Genomic DNA, 19,738 nt, shown 5'->3' with positions numbered 1-19,738 from the left:
GTGCCTTCGGAATTGCATCGACCCGGCGTCGACCCCGGCTGTCTAATGGTGAATCACCGAGTGAACGACTACAAAGAGCGGACTAACCGGCAAGCTGAGCCTGCCGTCTTTTCGATCAACGATCCGCGCTGGGGGCGGGGCGACGGCAATGGCGTGAAGAACGACTCGAAGCGTCCGCAGGACGGCAAGCGTCCGAACGGCAAGGACGAAGGTCCGCCCGATCTCGACGAGATGTGGCGCGAATTCAACCGCCGCATCGCGGGCGTGTTCGGCCGGAAGCCCGGCAACGGCGCGCCGCGCGAGAATGGCCGCGGCACGAAGATCGGGCTCGGCATCGTTATCGGCGTGCTTATCGCCATCTATCTCGGCAGCGGTGTGTTCGTCGTGCAGGACGGCCATGTCGGCGTCGTCTCCCAGTTCGGACAATATCGTCAGACGGTCGCGCAAGGCATCCACTGGCGTCTGCCGTATCCGTTCCAGTCGAGCGAAATCGTCGATACGTCGCAGATCCGCTCCGTCGAAGTCGGGCGCGGCACCGCGCTCTCCCAAGGCAACGTGCGCGACGCGTCGCTGCTGACGAACGACGCGGATATCGTCGACGTGCGCTTCGCCGTTCAATACCAGATCAAGTCGCCCACCGATTTCCTGTTCCGCAGCATCAACGCCGACGACAGCGTCACGCAAGCGGCGCAGTCGGCGATCCGCGAGATCGCCGGCAGTCTTTCGACGGACGACATGCTCTACAAGGATCGCGAAGCCCTCCGCGCGCGCCTCATCGAAACGATCCAGCGCTCGCTCGATACCTATCGCACCGGTCTGCAAGTGACGGGCGTCGCCGTGCAAAGCGTGCAGGTGCCGCAACAGGTGCAGTCGGCGTTCGAGGAAGCGGCGCGCGTGCGTCAGGACAACGAGCGCGCCCGCGATACGGCGCAAGCCTACGCGGATCAATTGTTGCCGCGCGCGAAGGCCGATGCCGCCAAGCTGATCGACGAGGCGAGGGCGTACAGCAATCGCGAAGTCACGCAGGCGCAGGGCGACGCGGAGCGCTTCAAAGAGGTGTACGCGGAATATTCGAAGGCGCCCGCGGTCATTCGTCAACGCATGTACCTGGACACGATGCAGCAGATCTACTCGCGCACGACGAAGGTGTTCGTCGATAGCAAGGCCGGCAATAACGTGGTGTATCTGCCGCTCGACAAGCTCGTCGAAGCCAATCGACAGCAGGTGAAGGAATCGGCGGATGCCGCCAGCGGCGCGGTGGCGTCGGGCGCGTCCGAAGCGCCTCAGGCGCGCGCGCAGGGCGCGGCGAGCGCATCGGCGCCGGCCGCGGTTGCGCCGGCCAGCGCGGCCAGCGGCGCGAGCGCCAATGCCGGCGGCGATCCGCTGCGTTCGCGCGATGCGTTCCGCTCCCGCAGTCGTCAAGACGACCTGCAATAAGGAGCGCGACATGAATCGAATTTTTGCGCTCATCGTCGCTGTCGTGATCGTGCTTTTCATCGGATCGTCGATGATCTTTACCGTCGACGAACGGCATGCCGCCGTCGTCGCCGCGCATGGCGAAGGCAATCCGCGTCTCGAAGGCCCGGGGCTGCATTTCAAGCTGCCGCCGCCGTTCCAGACGCTCACGCTCATCGACACGCGTACGCTCACCATCGACGAATCCGGCGCCGATCGTTTCTCGACATCGGACAAGAACGAAGTGCTGGTGAACACGGTGATCAAGTATCGCGTCGCCGATCCCTTGAAGCTCTTCGAAAGCAACGAGAAGAACACGCAGACGGCCGAGGAACGCATCACCGCGCTCACGCGCACCGCGCTCGCGAGCGGCTTCGCGAAGCGCTCGCTGACGGACGCGCTCGGCAATCAGCAGGCCATCGAAACCGACGCGCAAAAGAGCGTGGAAGGCGCGGCCGCGGCATTCGGCGTGCAAATGGTCGATTTGCAGATGACGCGCATCGACTTCCCGCCGGCCGTAGCGGATGCGGTCTACAAGCGCATGATCGCGGCGCGCCAGCAGGCGGCGGCGAACGAGCGCGCGAAGGGCACGGCGGAGGCGGACAAGATCAAGGCCGACGCCGAGCGCACGCAGCAGGCGATTCTCGCCGACGCGTACAGCCAGGCGCAGTCGATCAAGGGCGAAGGAGACAGCAAGGCGGCGGCCATAGCGGCCGATGCGTACGGACGCGATCCGCAGTTCTACCAGTTCTATCAGAGCCTCGAAGCGTATAAGAAGACGTTCAAGCCGGGCGACGTCATCGTCGTCGATCCGAGCAGCGACTTCTTCCGCTTCATGAAGAGCCCGACCGGCGGCGCGGCTGACACGCCGGCTCCGGCCACGGTGAAGCGCTGATCCCGTGCGCGCGCCGCGCGGCCAGCCTGTGCTGGCTGCGTGGCCTATAAAAATCCCTTGGACATGGCCGAGACGTTACTGCTCGCTCTTGCGTTGATGCTGATCATCGAAGGTATGTTTCCCTTCGTTTTTCCGACCGCGTGGCGCGACACTTTTCGCCGCATCGCGGAGCGGCCGACGCACCACATCCGCATCGGCGGGCTGGTCGCGATGGTGCTCGGCCTGATTCTGCTCCTGATCGCGACGTGAGCCGCGCCCGGCAGCATCGCACCGTTTCGCCTATCTTGTTTCTATCTTTCGTCCCTGACCGACGAGCGCCACGCACGAAGCGTCGAGCCTCGCGTCCCGTAGGAATCGCATCGATGTCCACCTGGTTACTTCCCGAGAATATCGCCGACGTTCTGCCGTCGGAAGCCCGCAAGATCGAAGAGTTGCGCCGCCGTCTGCTCGACCGTTTCCGGTCCTACGGCTACGAACTCGTCATGCCGCCGATGCTCGAGTATCTCGAATCGCTGCTGACGAGCGGCGGAAGCGACCTGAATCTGCGCACCTTCAAGCTCGTCGATCAGCTGTCCGGGCGCACGCTCGGCCTGCGCGCGGACATCACGCCGCAGGTGTCGCGCATCGACGCGCATCTGCTGAATCGTCAGGGCGTGACGCGTCTGTGCTACGCGGGCGTCGTGCTGCATACGCGTCCGCGCGGGCTGCACGCCACGCGCGAGCAGATTCAGATCGGCGCGGAAATCTACGGTCACGCAGGACTGGAAGCGGATCTCGAGATCCAGCAATTGATGCTCGACTCGCTGCATCTCGCAGGTCTGACGAAAGTGCGTCTCGATCTGTGTCACGCGGGTGTGCTTGCCGCGTTGCTGGAACTCGAGCCGGCCGCGGCGTCGCTCGGCGAGGCGCTCTACGACGCGCTCGCGAGCAAGGACGTGCCGCGCCTCCACGAACTGACCGCGCATCTCGGACAGGTACCGCGCGAGGCGCTGCGCGCGCTGCCGTCGCTGTACGGCGATGCGTCGGTGCTGCAGATCGCGCGTGGCCGTCTGCCGAATCTGCCGGTGATCGCGCGCGCGCTCGACGATCTCGCGTTTCTCGCAGGGCAAGTCGAAGGCGCGGAACTGATGATCGATCTCGCGGACTTGCGCGGCTATGCATATCACAGCGGCGTGATGTTCTCGGCTTACGTCGATGGCGTGCCGAACGCGGTCGCGCGCGGCGGCCGGTACGACGACGTCGGTCTGGCCTACGGCCGTGCGCGGCCCGCGACGGGCTTTTCGCTCGATCTGCGCGAAGTGGCGCGCATTTCCCCGGTCGACGCGCGCGGCAGCGCGATCCTCGCACCGTGGAGGCACGACGAGCCGCTGCGCGCGGCGATTCTTGCGCTCCGCGACGCGGGCGAAGTGGTGATCCAGGCGCTGCCCGGCCATGAACACGATCTGGACGAATTCGCGTTCGATCGCGTGCTCGTCGAACGTGACGGCAAGTGGACGGTCGAAACCCGCCCCTGAAGCGGCCAGCGCATACAGTCGCTTGATCGGCAAGGGATTTTGCTTAGCCGATTCCAATCGCGCGAGCGTGACGAAATCGCGAAACGCGTCCCGAAAAACTCGGAACCTTTCGCGAACATAGGTAAAATACGTTTTTAACCAGCTAACGAATCAACATGTCTGCCAGTGCAGTGAATGTGAACCCGGGGCGCAACGTCGTCGTGGTGGGCACCCAGTGGGGTGATGAGGGCAAGGGCAAGATCGTCGACTGGCTGACGGACCACGCCCAAGGCGTCGTGCGCTTCCAGGGCGGTCACAACGCCGGCCATACGCTCCTCATCGGCGGCAAGAAGACCATTCTGCGCCTCATTCCGTCGGGCATCATGCGCGCGGGCACGGCCTGTTACATCGGCAATGGCGTCGTGTTGTCGCCGGAAGCGCTGTTCAAGGAAATCGACGAACTGGAAGCGGCTGGCATCGACGTCCAGAAGCGCCTTTTCATTTCCGAAGCCGCCACGCTCGTTCTGCCGTACCACGTTGCCATCGACCAGGCGCGCGAAGCCAAGCGCGGCGCCGGCAAGATCGGCACGACCGGCCGCGGCATCGGCCCGGCGTACGAAGACAAGGTCGCGCGTCGCGGCTTGCGCGTGCAGGATCTCTTCGACCGTGCGGTGTTCGAGGAACGCCTGCGCGAAGCGCTCGACTTCCACAACTTCGTGCTGACGCAATACCTCGGCGCGAAAGCCGTCGATTTCCAGGAAACGCTCGACACGATGCTCGGCTATGCCGACCGTCTCGCGCCCATGGTCACGGACGTCTCCCGCCGCCTCTACGACGCGAACCACACCGGCAGCAATCTGCTGTTCGAAGGCGCGCAAGGCACGCTGCTCGATATCGACCACGGCACGTATCCGTTCGTCACGTCGAGCAACTGCGTCGCGGGTGCGGCAACGGCCGGCGCGGGCATCGGGCCGCAGCGTCTGAACTACATTCTCGGCATCACGAAGGCGTATTGCACGCGCGTCGGCTCGGGCCCGTTCCCGAGCGAGCTGTATGATGCCGACAATCCGCAACGCCAGGAAAAGGTCGGCCTGGATCTCGCGACCGTCGGCAAGGAATTCGGTTCGGTCACGGGCCGTCCGCGCCGCACCGGCTGGCTCGACGCCGCCGCGCTGCGCCGTGCGATCCAGATCAACGGCGTCTCGGGCTTGTGCATCACGAAGCTCGACGTGCTCGACGGCCTCGATGAAGTGAAGCTCTGCACCGGCTACACGCTCGACGGCAAGCCGGTCGATATCCTGCCGCGCGGCGCATCGGAAGTCGCGCGTTGCGAGCCGGTATACGAAACGTTCGGCGGCTGGAAGGAAAGCACCATCGGCATCACGCAATGGGACGGCCTGCCGGAGAACGCGCGCGCCTATCTCACGCGTGTGCAGGAAGTCGCGGGCGTGCCGATCGACATGGTGTCGACCGGTCCGGACCGTGACGAAACCATCCTGCTCCGTCATCCGTTCAAGGTCTGAGCGCGACAAGCGCCTCGACCGCAACCGGACGCTGTAAAGAATGTGGCCGCTTCTGCGGCCACATTTCGTATATAACCTAAGCATTTGAAAGAGCCTCACCATGATCGCGATGACGGACCCGCGCAACGACGACAAGAACCTCTGGGTCGGCTGGGATGAATACCACCGGCTGATCGAACTGCTCGCACTGAAGGTGCACGAGTCGGGCTGGAAGTTCGACAAGATCCTATGCCTCGCGCGCGGCGGCCTGCGCGTGGGCGACCAGCTCTCGCGCATCTACGACCTGCCGCTCGCCATTCTCGCAACGAGCTCGTACCGCGAGGCGGCGGGCACGGAGCAGGGCGATCTCGACATCGCGCAATACATCACGATGACGCGCGGCGATCTGTCCGGCAATGTGCTGCTCGTCGACGATCTGGTCGATTCGGGCGTCACGCTCGCACGCGTGCAGGAGCATCTGAAGGAACGTTATCCGGCGATCACGGCCGTGCGCTCCGCGGTGCTCTGGTACAAGGCATGCTCCAAGGTCAAGCCCGACTATCACGTTCAGCATCTTGAAACGAATCCGTGGATTCATCAGCCGTTCGAGGAGTGGGACACGGTCCGTCCGCACAACCTCGGCGCATGGATCAAGCGCGGCACGCAAAACGGCCGCGGCTGAGCGCCACGGCCTGACCGTTCGCGCCGATAACGCCGTTCGCCTGGCACCAAGCCGGGCGCAACGGCGTTTTTCATTGGCTGCAGCGAACAGCGAAGCGCGAAGGATTGTGTCCGACGCGCTTGCCGACGCGTGCGGGGCGCGATGCTACACTCTCAATCGCGTCTCTCGTGGCGCTGCAGCAACACGCGAGACGGCATCTTGGCGTGCGACGTTAGATAGAATGGCGTTCGTTTCTTTCCGCTCTGGACGGATATCTCGCTTTTATGACTAACACGACTCACGCGCACGAGCATAAACAACCATTGCCCTCGCTTGCGCTTGCGGCCATCGGCGTCGTTTTCGGCGACATCGGCACGAGTCCTCTCTACTCATTGAAGGAAGCCTTTAGCCCGTCGCACGGCATCGGCCTGTCCGAGGCGTCGATTCTCGGCGTCATCTCATTGCTCTTCTGGGCGATCGTCATGGTCGTCGCCGTCAAGTACGTGCTCTTCGTCATGCGCGCCGACAACAACGGCGAAGGCGGCGTGTTCGCAATGACGACGCTCGCGCTGCGCAGCGTGAAAGAGGCCGGCAAGGTCTCCGGCGTGCTCATGATGCTCGGCATCTTCGGCGCATGCATGTTCTATGGCGATGCGGTCATCACGCCCGCGATGTCGGTGCTCTCGGCAGTCGAAGGTCTGGAGATCGCGGCGCCCAAACTCACGCCCTACGTGCTGCCGATCACGATCGTCATCCTGATCCTGCTCTTCTGGATTCAGCGCCACGGCACGGCAGTGGTCGGCAAGCTCTTCGGCCCGATCATGGTCGTGTGGTTCGCGACGCTCGCTGTGCTCGGCGCCGCGCATATCGTGATCGAGCCGCGCATTATCGTCGCGCTCAATCCGTACTACGCGATTTCCTTCATGGCGCAGCACGTATTGCAGGCGTATATCGTGCTCGGGTCGGTCGTGCTGGTCCTGACCGGCGCGGAAGCGCTGTACGCGGACATGGGTCACTTCGGCGTGAAGCCGATCCGTTACGGCTGGTATGGCTTCGTGATGCCGTCGCTGCTGCTGAACTATTTCGGCCAGGGCGCGTTGCTGATGCACGATCCGAAGGCAATAGAGAATCCGTTCTTCCTGCTCGCGCCCGACTGGGCTTTGCTGCCGCTCGTGATCCTGTCGACGGTCGCGACGGTGATCGCATCGCAGGCGGTCATTTCCGGCGCGTATTCGCTGACGAGCCAGGCGATCCAGCTCGGCTACGTGCCGCGCATGAAGATCCTGCATACCTCGGAGCTCGCGATCGGCCAGATCTACATTCCGCTCGTCAACTGGATGCTGCTTTTCATCATCCTGTGCATCGTCATCGGCTTCAAAAGCTCGGAGAATCTTGCCGCCGCGTACGGTCTGGCCGTCACCGCGACGATGTTGACGACCACGATCCTCGTGTCGGTCGTGATGGTGAATCTGTGGGGCTGGAACCGCTGGCTCGTCGGCGGGATGATTACCGTGTTCCTGATGATCGACATTGGCTTTTTCGGCGCGAGCCTGCTGAAAGTCGAGCAGGGCGGCTGGCTGCCGCTGTGCATCGGCGGGGCGCTCTTCTTCCTGCTGATGACCTGGTACAAGGGCCGCATGATCGTGAAGGACCGCACGGCCGCGGACGGCATTCCGCTGATGCCGTTTCTGCAGGGCCTGCTCGCGCATCCGCCGCATCGCGTGTCGGGCACGGCGATCTATCTCACCGGCAGCGATTCGCTCGTGCCCGTGAGCCTGCTGCACAATCTCAAGCACAACAAGGTGCTGCACGAGCGCACCATTTTCATGAACTTCACGACGCGTGACATTCCTTATGTCGACGACGCGCATCGTCTCGAAGTGAAGGACATCGGCGGCGGGCTGTTCCTCGTGAAGGCGGCGTACGGTTTCAACGAGACGCCGGACGTGAAGGCCGTGCTCGAACAGATCACGCGCACCCACGCAATGACCTTCGAGCTGATGGACACGTCGTTCTTCATGGCGCGCGAGACAGTCGTGCCGACGGAACTGCCGGGCATGTCGGTGTGGCGCGAGCGCGTGTTCGCGTGGATGCATCAGAACGCGGCGAAGCCCACCGATTTCTTTAGCATTCCCGCAAATCGCGTGGTAGAACTGGGCACGAAGATCGAAATCTGACGCTGCATCGTTGCGAAGCGCAAAAAGAAAACCCCACGTCGCAAGACGTGGGGTTTTTTGCTGACGCCGTGAGGCTTTATCGTTTCAGTTTTGCGAACGCCGCTGCCATCGCGCCGGCCGGTTCCGGCTCGCGACGCTGTTGCGGACGCTGACCCGACCGACGATCCTGACCGCCGCCGCGCTGCGAACCCGCGCCGCCGCCCGCGCCCGATGAAGCCGGAGCGAAGTCGTCGTCCAGACGCATGGTGAGGGCGATGCGCTGGCGCTTCACGTCTACCTCCAGCACTTTCACCTTCACGACCTGACCGGCCTTCACGACTTCGTGCGGATCCTTGATGAACTTCGTCGACATCGCCGAGACGTGCACGAGGCCGTCCTGATGCACGCCGATATCCACGAACGCGCCGAACGCCGCCACGTTCGTCACTACGCCTTCGAGGATCATACCCGGCACGAGATCCGAAATCTTCTCGATGCCTTCCTTGAACGTCGCCGTCTTGAACTCGGGGCGCGGATCGCGGCCCGGCTTTTCAAGCTCGGCGAGAATGTCGCGCACGGTCGGCAGGCCGAAACGATCGTCGACGAATTCGGTCGGCGAGAGACCGGTCAACGCTTCGCGCTTGCCGAGCACATCGCCGATATGCTTCTTGATCTTCGCGAGAATGCGCTCGACGACGGGATACGCTTCCGGGTGCACCGACGAGCGATCGAGCGGATTCTCGCCGTTGTTGATGCGCAGAAAACCGGCTGCCTGCTCGAAGGTCTTGTCGCCCAAACGCGGCACCTTCTTCAGATGCTCGCGCGACGGGAACGGCCCGTTGGCATCGCGAAAATCGACGATATTGCGCGCGAGCGTCGCGTTCAGTCCCGACACGCGCGCGAGCAGCGCGACGGAGGCCGTGTTCGCGTCGACGCCGACGGCGTTCACGCAATCCTCGACGACAGCATCGAGCGAACGCGCGAGTTCGCGCTGATTCACGTCGTGCTGATACTGGCCGACGCCGATCGCCTTGGGTTCGATCTTGACGAGCTCCGCGAGCGGATCCTGCAGACGCCGCGCGATGGAAACCGCGCCGCGCAGCGAGACGTCGAGTTCCGGAAACTCCTTCGCGGCGAGTTCGGACGCCGAATACACCGACGCGCCCGCTTCCGACACGACGATCTTCTGCAGCTTCAGTTCCGGATGCTTCGCGATGAGTTCGCTCGCGAGCTTGTCGGTTTCGCGCGAGGCCGTGCCGTTACCGATCGAGATGAGTTCCGCTTGCGTGGCTTGCGCGATGCGCGCGAGCTTCGCGAGGGAGCCGTCCCAGTCGCGGCGCGGCTCGTGCGGATAGATGGTGTCGGTCGCGAGCAGCTTGCCGGTGCGATCGACGACCGCCACCTTCACGCCCGTACGCAGGCCCGGATCGAGGCCGATCACGGCCTTCGGACCCGCGGGCGCGGCGAGCAGCAAGTCCTTCAGGTTGCGCGCGAACACGCGAATGGCTTCGTGCTCGGCTTCTTCGCGCAATTGCGTGAGCAGTTCGGTTTCGATATGCGGCTGAACCTTCACGCGCCAGCACCAGCGGCAGACGTCGGCGAGCCATTTGTCGGCAGCGCGTGAGCGGTTCACGATGCCGAAGTGGCCCGCGATCATCGCTTCGCACGGATGCGGAATCTGCGCGTCGAGTTCTTCGCCCAAGCCCAGCTTGACGCTCAGCACGCCTGCGTTGCGGCCACGGAACAGCGCGAGCGCGCGGTGCGACGGCACGGTGCGGATCGTTTCGCTGTAGTCGTAGTAGTCGCGGAATTTTTCGCCTTCCTCGCCTTCCTTGCCGTCCACCACCTTCGACATGACGAGTCCCTGATTGAACAGATGCTCGCGCAGCTTGCCGAGGATCTCGGCGGTTTCGCCGAACTGCTCGGAGAGGATGTCGCGCGCGCCGTCGAGCGCGGCTTTGGTATCGGCGACGCCTTTTTCCGCATCGACGAATTTCGCGGCTTCCGTTTGAGGATCGAGCGTGGGATCGGCGAGGAGCGCCTGCGCGAGCGGCTCGAGACCGGCTTCGCGGGCGATTTGCGCGCGCGTGCGCCGCTTGGGCTTGTACGGCAGATAGAGGTCTTCCAGCACCTGCTTGCTGTCGGCGCTTTCGATGGCGCCGCGCAGTTCGTCGGTGAGCTTGCCTTGCTCGTCGATGCTTTGCAGGATCGCCGCGCGGCGATCTTCGAGTTCGCGCAAGTAGAGCAGGCGCTCTTCGAGCGTGCGCAGTTGCGTGTCGTCGAGATTGCCGGTGACTTCCTTGCGATACCGGGCGATGAACGGGACAGTCGAGCCTTCGTCGAGAAGCTGCACGGCGGCGGCGACCTGGCGCGGCTGCACGGTGAGTTCGGTGGCAATGCGCTGTACGATCTTGAGTGCTACGGTTTCCGTCATGATTCTGCGCTGTCTGCGGCTCGCCGGCGAGATCCGCGCCGTGTGCGCGGCTTCGCGAAAGCGAGGCGCCGCGGGCGGGTGACGCTGTGACGAGCCAGGTTCGGACCGGGTTGCTGAAGCGGGGGATTTTGCCATAAATGGCGAAGCGCTCCGGCGTGCGGTGATAGAATTTGGGCATCGCACGAGCCGTTTTGCGCCTGATTCTTTATCACGTTGCCGTCCATCCATTTGCCCAACTTTCGCCTTCCAAACGTGCCGGTTACCGCGGCGGTTTTGCTGCTTTGCGCAGCGGGCGCATTCGCGCCGCAGCGCGCGCTCGCTCAAGCCGCCAAGCCCGTCGACCCGGACACGTCCGTGAGTGCTCGTGCCCCGGATGCAGCGGCTCAGCCAAGCGCCGATGATTCCCTCCAAGCCGATTTCGCCCAGCGCCAGAAGGTGCTCGACCGGCGCACCGAGGAAAACAACTACCGCTACGGCGTGAAAGAGCACGACTGCTATAGCAAGTTCTTCGTGAATCATTGTCTGGACAACGCGCGCAACGAGATGCGCGAGACGCGCCAGCAAATCCGCCAGGAACAGCTCGCGCTCGACGACGAGCAGCGCGCCGAGCGGGCGAAGCAACGCGATCAGCAGAAGGCGATCAAGCGGGCGCAATACGAGGCCGAAGCGCCGCAGCGCGCGGCGAACGAGAAAGCGAGCCAGCAGGCCTACGAGGACAGGCAACGTCAGAACGCGCTGGCCGCCGCCCAGCGCGAAGCCGAAGCGCCGCAACGCGCGGCCAACCAGGCGGCGTACGACCGCAAGCAGGCGGACTACCAGAAGCAACTCGACGAAGCGCGCGCGCGCGGCGTGCAGGACGCGCAGGACCGCGAGCAAAAGGCGCAGCGCTACGAGCAGAAGCAGCAGGAAGCCGCGCAGCATCGCGCGGAAGTCGAAGCGCGTCAGAAAGAAGCCGCGAGAAAAGCGCAGGAAAAGGCGCAGCAGCAAGAGCAGCAGCGCCAGGAGCAATTGAAACTGCAGCAGCAGCAACAACAGCAGCAAGGTAAATAGGGCAGTCGGGCTCGTCGAACGGGCCCGCGCCAAGTGGATGAAAGGAGGCGAGCATGCAGCAGCGCTTTAGTGAATCCCCGCACGCACCCCGACAACCCGCCATGGATGCCGCCCTGCTGCGCGATCGCATCGCGCAGTTGCAGGACGAGCATCACAGTCTGGACACGCTGATCGACAAGATGTCCGGCATCGATGACCTCGAGCTGAGGCGCCTGAAAAAGCGCAAGCTCAAGGTGAAAGACACCATACTCCTGCTGCAATTGCAGCTTGACTCGGACGCGCACTGAACGCCGCGTGCCCGCCGCGAGCGCGTGCTGCGACGGCGCCTCGTGTGCGCGGCCGCGCCGAAACCCGCAGGATTTAGCACGCCTTGAACTCACCCGCACAACCCAGTGATGACGCGAACGCGCCGCTCGCGCTGACCGATAAACGCGGCGTCGAGCTGGACGCCATCTTTTCCGCGCAAGGTCTGCTCGCACGCGCGATCGACGGTTATCGGCCGCGTGCATCGCAGATCGAAATGGCGCGTTCCGTCGCCGCCGCGATGGAAGCGTCCGGCCGCGCAATGCCCGAGCCCGCGATGTTCGAGGCGCAGCGCCGCCCCGCGCGCAAGCTCGGCCCGTCCGACAAACCCTATGCGCCCGACGAGCAGCCGGCCGATGACATCGGCATCGCGACGGCGAAGGCGGCTATCGACGGCGGCGAGAACACGCTCATCGTCGAGGCGGGCACGGGCACCGGCAAGACCTACGCGTATCTCGTGCCGGCGATGCTGTGGGGCGGCAAGGTCATCGTGTCGACGGGCACGAAGCATCTGCAGGATCAGCTTTTTCAGCGCGACATTCCGACCGTGCGCGACGCGCTCGCCGTTCCGGTTTCGGTCGCGATGCTCAAAGGCCGCGCCAACTATCTGTGTCACTACTATCTGGAGCGCACCGCGGACAACGGCCGTCTGCCGACGCGCCAGGACACGTCGCATCTGCAGGAGATCGTCCGTTTCGCGAAGATCACGCGCACCGGCGACAAGGCCGAACTCGCGAGCGTGCCGGAGAATTCGCCCGTCTGGCCGATGGTCACGTCCACGCGCGACAACTGTCTCGGTCAGGAATGCCCGCACTACAAGGAATGCTTCGTGATGCAGGCGCGCAAGGAGGCGCAGCAGGCGGACATCGTCGTGGTGAATCACCATCTGTTCTTCGCCGATGTGATGCTGCGCGACACCGGCATGGCCGAGCTTCTGCCGACGGCGAACACGATCATCTTCGACGAAGCGCATCAGTTGCCCGAAACCGCGACACTCTTCTTCGGCGAGACGCTTTCGACGACGCAACTGCTCGAACTCGCCCGCGATACCGTCGCCGAAGGTCTGTCGCACGCGCGTGACGCCGCCGACTGGACCAAGCTCGGCGCGGCGCTGGAGCGCGCCGCGCGCGACGTGCGGCTCGCGTTCAAGGAAGATTCGGTGCGTCTGTCGCTCGGCCAGTTGCCGGACGACCATCCGATCTTCGAGGCGCTCGACACGCTCGAGACGCATCTTTCGGCGCTTGCCGCGGCGCTGTCCTCGCATGCGGAACGCGCCGAATCGTTGCAGGCGCTGGTGCGCCGCGCGCGCGAGTTGCAGGATCTGCTCGCGGGCTGGACGACGCCGCCGACATCGCTCGAACGCGCCGTCGTCGCGGATGAGGACGTCGCGAAAGAGGCCGCGAAGGAAGAGCCGAACGAAATGGTGCGCTGGATCGAGGTGTTTTCGCACACGGTGCAGTTGCACGAAACGCCGCTTTCGGTCGCGCCGATCTTCGCGAAGCAGCGCGCAGGCGTGCCGCGCGCGTGGATTTTCACGTCCGCGACGCTCTCGGTGCGCGGCGACTTCACGCATTACGCGGCGCAGATGGGCCTCAACGCGCGCCGTTCGATGACGCTGCCGAGCCCGTTCGATTATCCGTCGCAAGGGCTTTTGTACGTGCCGCGCAATCTGCCGCAACCGTCGTCGCCGCAATTCACCGATGCCGTCTTCGATGCCGCGCTGCCGGTGATCGAATCGGCGGGCGGCGGCGTGTTCGTGCTGTGCACGACGCTGCGCGCCGTCGACCGCATCGCCAATCGCATGCGCGATGTGATCGAGCGGCGCGGCTGGGACAATCCGCTGCTCGTGCAGGGCGATGCGAGCCGCACCGAACTGCTCGACCGTTTCCGCGCCTATGGCAACGCGATTCTGGTGGGCAGCCAGAGCTTCTGGGAAGGCGTCGATGTGCGCGGCGATGCGTTGTCGCTCGTCGTCATCGACAAGCTGCCGTTCGCGCCGCCCGACGATCCGGTGCTGGCCGCGCGCCTCGACGCGCTGACGAAGAAAGGTTTGAGCCCGTTCGCCGTGCATCAGTTGCCGCAGGCGGTCATCACGCTCAAGCAGGGCGCGGGGCGGCTGATTCGCGCGGAGACGGATCGCGGCGTGCTGATGATCTGCGACACGCGGCTCGTCGACAAGCCTTACGGCCGGCGCATCTGGCAAAGCCTGCCGCCGTTCAAGCGCACGCGCGAGCTGGACGTGGTGCGCGAGTTTTTCAGCGATGCCGCGAAGTGGAAGACGGAACTGGCCGAATAAGCATCGGGTTCGCAATTCTCGTCGACATGAAAAAACGGCCGGTGATCAACCGGCCGTTTCGCTTTTTGCTTTCTGGACTACCAGATCTGATACCAAGGCTTGTCAGCGCCCGCGCGCCGCTTGCCGGTGACATACGGGCTGTCCGGGAACGTCGCTGCGAGCACGCGCTTGGTGTCGTCGGCGAGTTGCGGCTGATCGAGACGCTCGTACGACAGCATCATGATGTGCAGCGCGTCTTCGGTTGCCGGCGCGTTCTTGTACTCGCGAATGGCGAGCTGCGCTCGATTGATCGCGGCCACATACGCGCCACGGCGATAGTAATAATCGGCGGCGTGCACTTCATGCGATGCGAGCGCGTTCACGATATAGCGCATGCGCTGCGCGGCATCGGGCGCGTACTTGCTTTGCGGATACTTGTCGACGACGACCTTGAACGCGTCGTAGGACTCGCGCAGCGACTTCGGATCGCGCTCGCTCATGTCCTGACCCGAGAAGCGGCCGAAGAGGCCCAAGTCGTCGTTGAAGTGGATCATGCCCTTGAGATAGTACGCATACGCGATTTCGGGATGATCCGGGTGCAGCTTGATGAAACGGTCGATGGCCTGGTCGGCGTTGGCGGTTTCGCCGTCCTTCCAGTTGCAGTACGCGACGTTGATCTGCGCCTGCTGTGCGAAATGGCCGAACGGATCGCGGCCTTCGAGCCCTTCGAAATACTTCGCGCACTTGCCCCAGTCGCTGCCGGATAGCGCGTCCTGGGCCTCCGTATATAATTTGTTGTTATTCCATGTTGCCGTTTCGTCGGTCTTCTCGGGCAGGCCGTGACAGGCCGTGACGATGGCGACGCTCGCGGCCAGCGCCAGATACTTGATCGATTGACGCATCGAGAGATGAATGGTGTTGAAGGCTCGCATCAGTGCTTGCTGTTCCTGGCTAAATCTAGTTGATTCTTCGCTGTTCTAGCTGTTTTTCCGGCGCGGCTGTTCTTCCATGCCGCCGAATCTCGTTCAAATGACCCGCTCAAGTACTCGTCGTACCAAAGACCAACTCAAAGATTATAGCCCATGCGCTACCCCCGACGACGCAGCGCAGGCCGATTCGGGCGGCGGCGCGGCTCGCGAAGCGCCGCGCACGGCCCGCGTGCCCGACGAGCTCGCGGGCGACCGGCTCGACAAGGTGCTCGCGAAAATCTTCCCCGAGTTCTCGCGCAGCCGGTTGCAGGGCTGGATCGAGGAAGGGCGCGTGCTGGTCGACGGCGCGGGCGCGAAAGTGCGCCAGCCCGTCCCGCTCGGCGCGACGATCACGCTCGTCCCCGACCTTCTGCCCGAGCAGCTCGCGTTCGCGCCGGAGCCGGTGCCGCTGCATATCGTCTATGAGGACGAGGCGCTCGTCGTCATCAACAAGCCCGCGGGCATGGTCGTGCATCCGGCCGCGGGCAACTGGAGCGGCACGCTGCTCAACGGCCTGCTGCATCGTTACGGCGATGCCGCCGCCGGGCTGCCGCGCGCGGGCATCGTGCATCGGCTGGACAAGGAAACGTCCGGGCTGATGGTCGTCGCGCGCACGCTCGAGGCGCAAACCGACCTCGTGCGGCAGTTGCAGGCGCGCACGGTGAAACGCCGCTACGTCGCGTTCGTGTGGGGCAACATGCCCGACGAAGGCACGATCGACGCGCCCATCGGCCGCGATCCGCGCGAGCGCACGCGCATGGCGGTGGTAAAGACTGCGTCGGGAAAGCCCGCGCGCACGCATTTCCGCACCATCGACCGCACGACGTGGCACGGCCAGCCCGTCAGCGCCATCCATTGCGATCTGGAAACCGGCCGGACGCATCAGATTCGCGTGCATTGCGCGCATATCCAGCATCCGCTGCTGGGCGACCCGGTGTACGGGCACGCGCGCGGCAAGCGGTCGGTCAAGCCGCTGCCCAACGAATTCGCGCGACAGGCGCTGCACGCGTGGCGCCTCGGCTTGATCCATCCCGCGACGGGCAAGGAAGTGCACTGGCGCGCGGACGTTCCCGAAGACATCGCGACGCTCGCCGCGGAGCTCGGCTTCGGACAGGACGAAGAAGTCGAGTTCGATGAGGGCGACGATTTCGCCGAAGTCTATGAAATGGGCGAAGGCGAAGAAGGCGACTGGGACGACGAAGATTACGAGGACGACGAAGCATGACGCGCGACGCTGCGAATTTGCCATCGAAAGACTGTCTCTGGCCGCAATGGAACGTGTCGCCGCGCGTGCGGGCATTCGTCACGACGCGTAATGGCGGCGTGAGCGATGCGCCTTATGGCGGCGGCGAGCCCGGCGCGGGTGGCCTCAATCTCGGTTTTTCCACGGGCGATGCGCCTGACGCGGTGAAGGAAAATCGCCGCCGCGCGCTCGCGTTGACGGGTTCGCGCGAAGCCGCGTGGCTCGAGCAGATCCACGGCACGGAAGTCGTGGAGGCGGGCGCCGTCATCGAGCGCCTCGCGCAGGGCGAGCGCACGCGCGCCGACGCCAGCGTGACGGATCGCGCGGGCGTCGTGTGCGTCGTGATGACGGCCGATTGTCTCCCGGTGCTGTTTTGCGACGACGACGGCCGCGCGGTCGGCGCCGCGCACGCGGGCTGGCGCGGTCTCGCGGGCGGCATCATCGAAAAGACGGGCGAGCGCGTCGCGTCGCTCGCGGGCGTGCCGGCCTCGTCGCTCAACGCGTTTCTCGGGCCGGCCATCGGGCCGCAGGCGTTCGAAGTGGGCGAAGACGTGCTCGACGCCTTCATCGCAGCGTCGCAAGAGGATCGCCGCGACGCGACGAGCGCCGCGTTCCGTCCCGTCTGCGGCGCACCGGCCAAGTATTTCGCCGATATCTACGCGCTCGCGCGTATGCGTCTTGCCGATCTAGGCATCGATGCCGCGCGCGTTCACGGCGGCACGCATTGCACCGTCACGGAAAAAGAGCGCTTTTATTCATATCGACGCGATCGCGTGACGGGCCGCATGGCCGCAATGATCTGGCTCAATGAATGACCATTGTCATTAGTGTTGGAACATACCCAACTATCGTTTCTTGCCTATGACGAAACCCCTTGCGAACGCAACATTTCGCATGGGGGAAAACGATAATTAAAAAAATATCGCACTGCGGCAAAATCGGGACGAAGCATTGACATGCCTGACATCCTAGAGCAAGAATGTTCCTGGAATTCAATCAATCGGGCACGGCGTAGCAAGGCTCAGACTTGCCACGCGCATAAGGCGCACCAACACTTGCGCGCTGGTCGAGGAAAGCCCGGCGATGCCTGCATCAGCAATCCAAGTCTTCCGAGACTCACAGGTCAATAGCGGGTATGGCTTCCAAATCTACTTCCTCATCTTCCCGCTCCCGTACCGCCGACAGCACCTCGGCAGAAGCATCCGCCGAAACGACAGGCGTACAGCAGGCGTTCGATCAATGGCTGAACGCGTGGCGCAGCGTCGCCGATCCCGCGCAGTGGTCGAAATTCACTCAGCAGACGAATAGCGCGAATGATGCGGCCGCGGCGGCGGCATTGCCGTTCGCTGCTTTCAGTGCATTCGCCAACGGATTTCCGAACGGATTTCCGTCGACGGCATTCCCGTCGTTTCCGATGTCCGGCGCCATGCCGCAGATGCCCGATTTCACGAAGATGAACGGCATGGCGGAATTCGCCAAGCTCGCGAGCAGCATGCCGGGCTTCGGCGCGGCGATGCAGGGGTTGCCCACGTTGCCGAAGATTCCGACCGCCGCGATCGCGCCCGAGCGTCTGCACGAGTTGCAGAGCAACTATTCGCGCGATGCCGCCGAGTTGCTCAAGCAGGCGGGCGCGCAGAGCATCGATCCGTCGGCGCTGAAGGATCGTCGCTTCACCGACACAGCATGGCAATCCACGCCGGCATATGCGTTCACCGCCGCGTGGTATCTGCTGAACGCGCGCTATCTGCAGGAACTCGCCGACGCCGTGCAGAGCGATCCGAAGACGCGCGAGCGCATCCGCTTCACGGTGCAGCAGTGGGCGGCCGCGGCCGCGCCGAGCAACTTCCTCGCGCTCAATCCCGACGCGCAGAAGACGCTCATCGAAAGCAAGGGCGAGAGCCTGCGCCAGGGCATGTTGAACCTGCTCGCCGACATGCAGCGCGGCAAGATTTCGCAGTCGGACGAATCGCGCTTTCTCGTCGGCAAGAACATCGCATCGACGGAAGGCTCGGTCGTGTACGAGAACGAACTCGTGCAACTGATCCAGTACAAGCCGCTCGCGCCGAAGGTGTATGCGCGCCCGCTTCTGATCGTGCCGCCTTGCATCAACAAGTTCTACATTCTCGATCTGTCGCCGGAAAGCTCGCTCGTGCGCTATGCGCTCGAAGAAGGGCATCAGGTGTTCATCCTGTCGTGGCGCAACGCGGATCAGTCGATCGCGCACAAGACGTGGGACGACTACGTCGAACAAGGCGTGCTGGAGACGATCGGCGTCGTGCAGGAGATCACGGGCGAAGACAAGATCAACACGCTCGGTTTCTGCATCGGCGGGACGCTTCTCGCGACCGCGCTCGCGGTGGCGGCGGCGCGCGGCGAGGAACCGGCCGCATCGATGACATTGCTCACCTCGATGCTCGACTTCTCGGATACCGGCGTGCTCGACGTGTTCGTCGACGAGGCGCACGTGCAGATGCGCGAGCAGGCGATCGGCGGCAAGAACGGCGCGCCAGCCGGTCTCATGCGCGGCATCGAGTTCGCGAATACGTTCTCGTATCTGCGACCGAACGATCTGGTGTGGAATTACGTCGTCGATAACTATCTCAAGGGCCGCACGCCGCAAGCGTTCGATCTGCTCTTCTGGAACAGCGATTCGACGAACCTGCCCGGCCCGATGTGCGTCTGGTATCTGCGCAACACGTATCTCGAGAACAAGCTGAAGACGCCGAATGCGCTGAAGGTGTGCGGCGAGCCGGTCGACCTGTCGCGTCTCACGGTGCCGACCTTCATCTACGGCTCGCGCGAAGATCACATCGTGCCGTGGAAATCGGCCTATGCCTCCGCGCCGATTCTCTCCGGACCGCAGACCTTCGTGCTCGGCGCGTCGGGGCATATCGCGGGCGTGATCAATCCGCCGTCGAAGAACAAGCGCAGCTTCTGGATGATCGACAGCAACGACGGGCATCTGCCCGAGAACCCCGACGCGTGGTTCGATGCCGCCGCCGAGCATCCCGGAAGCTGGTGGCCGACCTGGTCGAAGTGGCTCGCCGCGAACGCGGGCGAGCAGGTCAAGGCGGGCGCGGCGCAGGGATCGAAGACTTACCCGGTGATCGAGGCCGCACCCGGCCGTTACGTGCTGGAACGCGACTTCTGAGCGGCGCGTGACCGTGCGCGCGAGCGCATGGAACCGTTCGTAGCCGCATTAACATTCGATGCCAAGAGGAAACTGAAATGACTGACGTAGTGATCGTATCGGCCGCGCGTACGGCGGTAGGCAAATTCGGCGGCTCGCTCGCGAAAATCGCG

16 protein-coding genes are annotated in these 19,738 nt (G+C 64.0%); 13 read left to right on the top strand and 3 right to left on the bottom strand.

Annotated features, from left to right (window positions below; translation table 11 throughout):
• The first annotated feature begins 60 nt into the window (after positions 1-60).
• From hflK to NCS03_RS08200, 7 genes are all read left to right on the top strand, one after another.
• On the top strand, positions 61-1,437 hold the full coding sequence (hflK, locus tag NCS03_RS08230) for an FtsH protease activity modulator HflK (RefSeq protein ID WP_008349387.1): 1,377 nt from the start codon (positions 61-63) through the stop codon (positions 1,435-1,437).
• Positions 1,438-1,447: 10 nt separating this feature from the next.
• Positions 1,448-2,350 (top strand): protease modulator HflC, encoded by a 903-nt coding sequence (hflC, locus tag NCS03_RS08225; RefSeq protein ID WP_008349390.1) that lies wholly within the window; start codon positions 1,448-1,450, stop codon positions 2,348-2,350.
• 57 nt (positions 2,351-2,407) lie between these two features.
• Positions 2,408-2,599 carry a DUF2065 domain-containing protein gene (locus NCS03_RS08220; RefSeq protein WP_033536382.1) on the top strand — a complete coding sequence of 64 codons (192 nt, stop codon included), beginning with the start codon at positions 2,408-2,410 and terminating at the stop codon, positions 2,597-2,599.
• A 113-nt stretch (positions 2,600-2,712) separates the two neighbouring features.
• On the top strand, positions 2,713-3,864 hold the full coding sequence (locus NCS03_RS08215) for an ATP phosphoribosyltransferase regulatory subunit (protein ID WP_250529043.1): 1,152 nt from the start codon (positions 2,713-2,715) through the stop codon (positions 3,862-3,864).
• A 155-nt stretch (positions 3,865-4,019) separates the two neighbouring features.
• Positions 4,020-5,366, top strand: a complete 1,347-nt coding sequence (locus NCS03_RS08210; RefSeq protein WP_250529042.1) for an adenylosuccinate synthase — start codon at positions 4,020-4,022, stop codon at positions 5,364-5,366.
• A 100-nt stretch (positions 5,367-5,466) separates the two neighbouring features.
• Entirely contained in the window at positions 5,467-6,027 is a 561-nt protein-coding gene (locus NCS03_RS08205) for a phosphoribosyltransferase (protein ID WP_008349397.1), read from the top strand.
• A gap of 263 nt (positions 6,028-6,290) precedes the next feature.
• Complete coding sequence (locus tag NCS03_RS08200) at positions 6,291-8,183, top strand: potassium transporter Kup (RefSeq protein WP_250434818.1); 1,893 nt, start codon at positions 6,291-6,293, stop codon at positions 8,181-8,183.
• 76 nt (positions 8,184-8,259) lie between these two features.
• Here the strand turns inward: NCS03_RS08200 and NCS03_RS08195 are convergent, their stop codons facing one another.
• Positions 8,260-10,596: a Tex family protein gene (locus NCS03_RS08195; protein WP_008349400.1), complete on the bottom strand. Its 2,337-nt coding sequence runs from the start codon at positions 10,594-10,596 to the stop codon at positions 8,260-8,262.
• A gap of 213 nt (positions 10,597-10,809) precedes the next feature.
• On the opposite strand from NCS03_RS08195, the gene NCS03_RS08190 reads away from it, so the two are divergent.
• The 3 genes from NCS03_RS08190 to yoaA all read left to right on the top strand — a co-directional run bounded on the left by NCS03_RS08190 (position 10,810) and on the right by yoaA (position 14,245).
• Entirely contained in the window at positions 10,810-11,646 is an 837-nt protein-coding gene (locus tag NCS03_RS08190; RefSeq protein WP_051079026.1) for a flotillin family protein, read from the top strand.
• 101 nt (positions 11,647-11,747) lie between these two features.
• Positions 11,748-11,933, top strand: a complete 186-nt coding sequence (locus tag NCS03_RS08185; RefSeq protein ID WP_008349403.1) for a DUF465 domain-containing protein — start codon at positions 11,748-11,750, stop codon at positions 11,931-11,933.
• Between the two features lie 83 nt (positions 11,934-12,016).
• Complete coding sequence (gene yoaA / locus NCS03_RS08180; protein ID WP_008349405.1) at positions 12,017-14,245, top strand: DNA repair helicase YoaA; 2,229 nt, start codon at positions 12,017-12,019, stop codon at positions 14,243-14,245.
• A gap of 77 nt (positions 14,246-14,322) precedes the next feature.
• On the opposite strand, the gene NCS03_RS08175 is transcribed toward yoaA, so the two are convergent.
• Complete coding sequence (locus tag NCS03_RS08175) at positions 14,323-15,156, bottom strand: outer membrane protein assembly factor BamD (protein WP_008349407.1); 834 nt, start codon at positions 15,154-15,156, stop codon at positions 14,323-14,325.
• A 97-nt stretch (positions 15,157-15,253) separates the two neighbouring features.
• Between NCS03_RS08175 and NCS03_RS08170 the strand changes: the two genes are divergently transcribed.
• Positions 15,254-16,417, top strand: coding sequence for an RluA family pseudouridine synthase (locus NCS03_RS08170; RefSeq protein ID WP_250529041.1), 1,164 nt, complete (start codon positions 15,254-15,256; stop codon positions 16,415-16,417).
• Entirely contained in the window at positions 16,414-17,250 is an 837-nt protein-coding gene (gene pgeF, locus NCS03_RS08165) for a peptidoglycan editing factor PgeF (protein WP_250529040.1), read from the top strand. Before NCS03_RS08170 ends, pgeF begins: the two co-directional genes overlap by 4 nt.
• A 478-nt stretch (positions 17,251-17,728) precedes the next feature.
• Here the strand turns inward: pgeF and NCS03_RS08160 are convergent, their stop codons facing one another.
• Complete coding sequence (locus NCS03_RS08160; protein WP_239295302.1) at positions 17,729-17,899, bottom strand: hypothetical protein; 171 nt, start codon at positions 17,897-17,899, stop codon at positions 17,729-17,731.
• Here NCS03_RS08160 and phaC point away from each other — a divergent pair.
• A complete protein-coding gene (gene phaC, locus NCS03_RS08155; RefSeq protein ID WP_239295303.1) occupies positions 17,898-19,586 on the top strand; it encodes a class I poly(R)-hydroxyalkanoic acid synthase in 1,689 nt (562 codons plus the stop codon). The genes NCS03_RS08160 and phaC overlap by 2 nt on opposite strands.
• Positions 19,587-19,738 lie beyond the last annotated feature (152 nt).

This window comes from Caballeronia sp. ATUFL_F1_KS4A (assembly GCF_023630905.1).
Taxonomy (GTDB): Bacteria; Pseudomonadota; Gammaproteobacteria; order Burkholderiales; family Burkholderiaceae; genus Caballeronia; species Caballeronia zhejiangensis.
This window is presented reverse-complemented; position numbering and strand designations above follow the sequence as displayed.

Excerpts from the sequence above, each read along its gene's own strand:
- hflC (WP_008349390.1), top strand. The coding sequence starts at position 1,448 with ATGAATCGAATTTTTGCGCTCATCGTCGCTGTCGTGATCGTGCTTTTC.
- NCS03_RS08215 (WP_250529043.1), top strand. The coding sequence starts at position 2,713 with ATGTCCACCTGGTTACTTCCCGAGAATATCGCCGACGTTCTGCCGTCG.
- NCS03_RS08210 (WP_250529042.1), top strand. The coding sequence starts at position 4,020 with ATGTCTGCCAGTGCAGTGAATGTGAACCCGGGGCGCAACGTCGTCGTG.
- NCS03_RS08205 (WP_008349397.1), top strand. The coding sequence starts at position 5,467 with ATGATCGCGATGACGGACCCGCGCAACGACGACAAGAACCTCTGGGTC.
- NCS03_RS08200 (WP_250434818.1), top strand. The coding sequence starts at position 6,291 with ATGACTAACACGACTCACGCGCACGAGCATAAACAACCATTGCCCTCG.
- NCS03_RS08195 (WP_008349400.1), bottom strand. The coding sequence starts at position 10,596 with ATGACGGAAACCGTAGCACTCAAGATCGTACAGCGCATTGCCACCGAA.
- NCS03_RS08185 (WP_008349403.1), top strand. The coding sequence starts at position 11,748 with ATGGATGCCGCCCTGCTGCGCGATCGCATCGCGCAGTTGCAGGACGAG.
- NCS03_RS08175 (WP_008349407.1), bottom strand. The coding sequence starts at position 15,156 with ATGCGAGCCTTCAACACCATTCATCTCTCGATGCGTCAATCGATCAAG.
- NCS03_RS08170 (WP_250529041.1), top strand. The coding sequence starts at position 15,254 with ATGACCCGCTCAAGTACTCGTCGTACCAAAGACCAACTCAAAGATTAT.
- pgeF (WP_250529040.1), top strand. The coding sequence starts at position 16,414 with ATGACGCGCGACGCTGCGAATTTGCCATCGAAAGACTGTCTCTGGCCG.
- phaC (WP_239295303.1), top strand. The coding sequence starts at position 17,898 with ATGGCGGAATTCGCCAAGCTCGCGAGCAGCATGCCGGGCTTCGGCGCG.
- NCS03_RS08160 (WP_239295302.1), bottom strand. The coding sequence starts at position 17,899 with ATGCCGTTCATCTTCGTGAAATCGGGCATCTGCGGCATGGCGCCGGAC.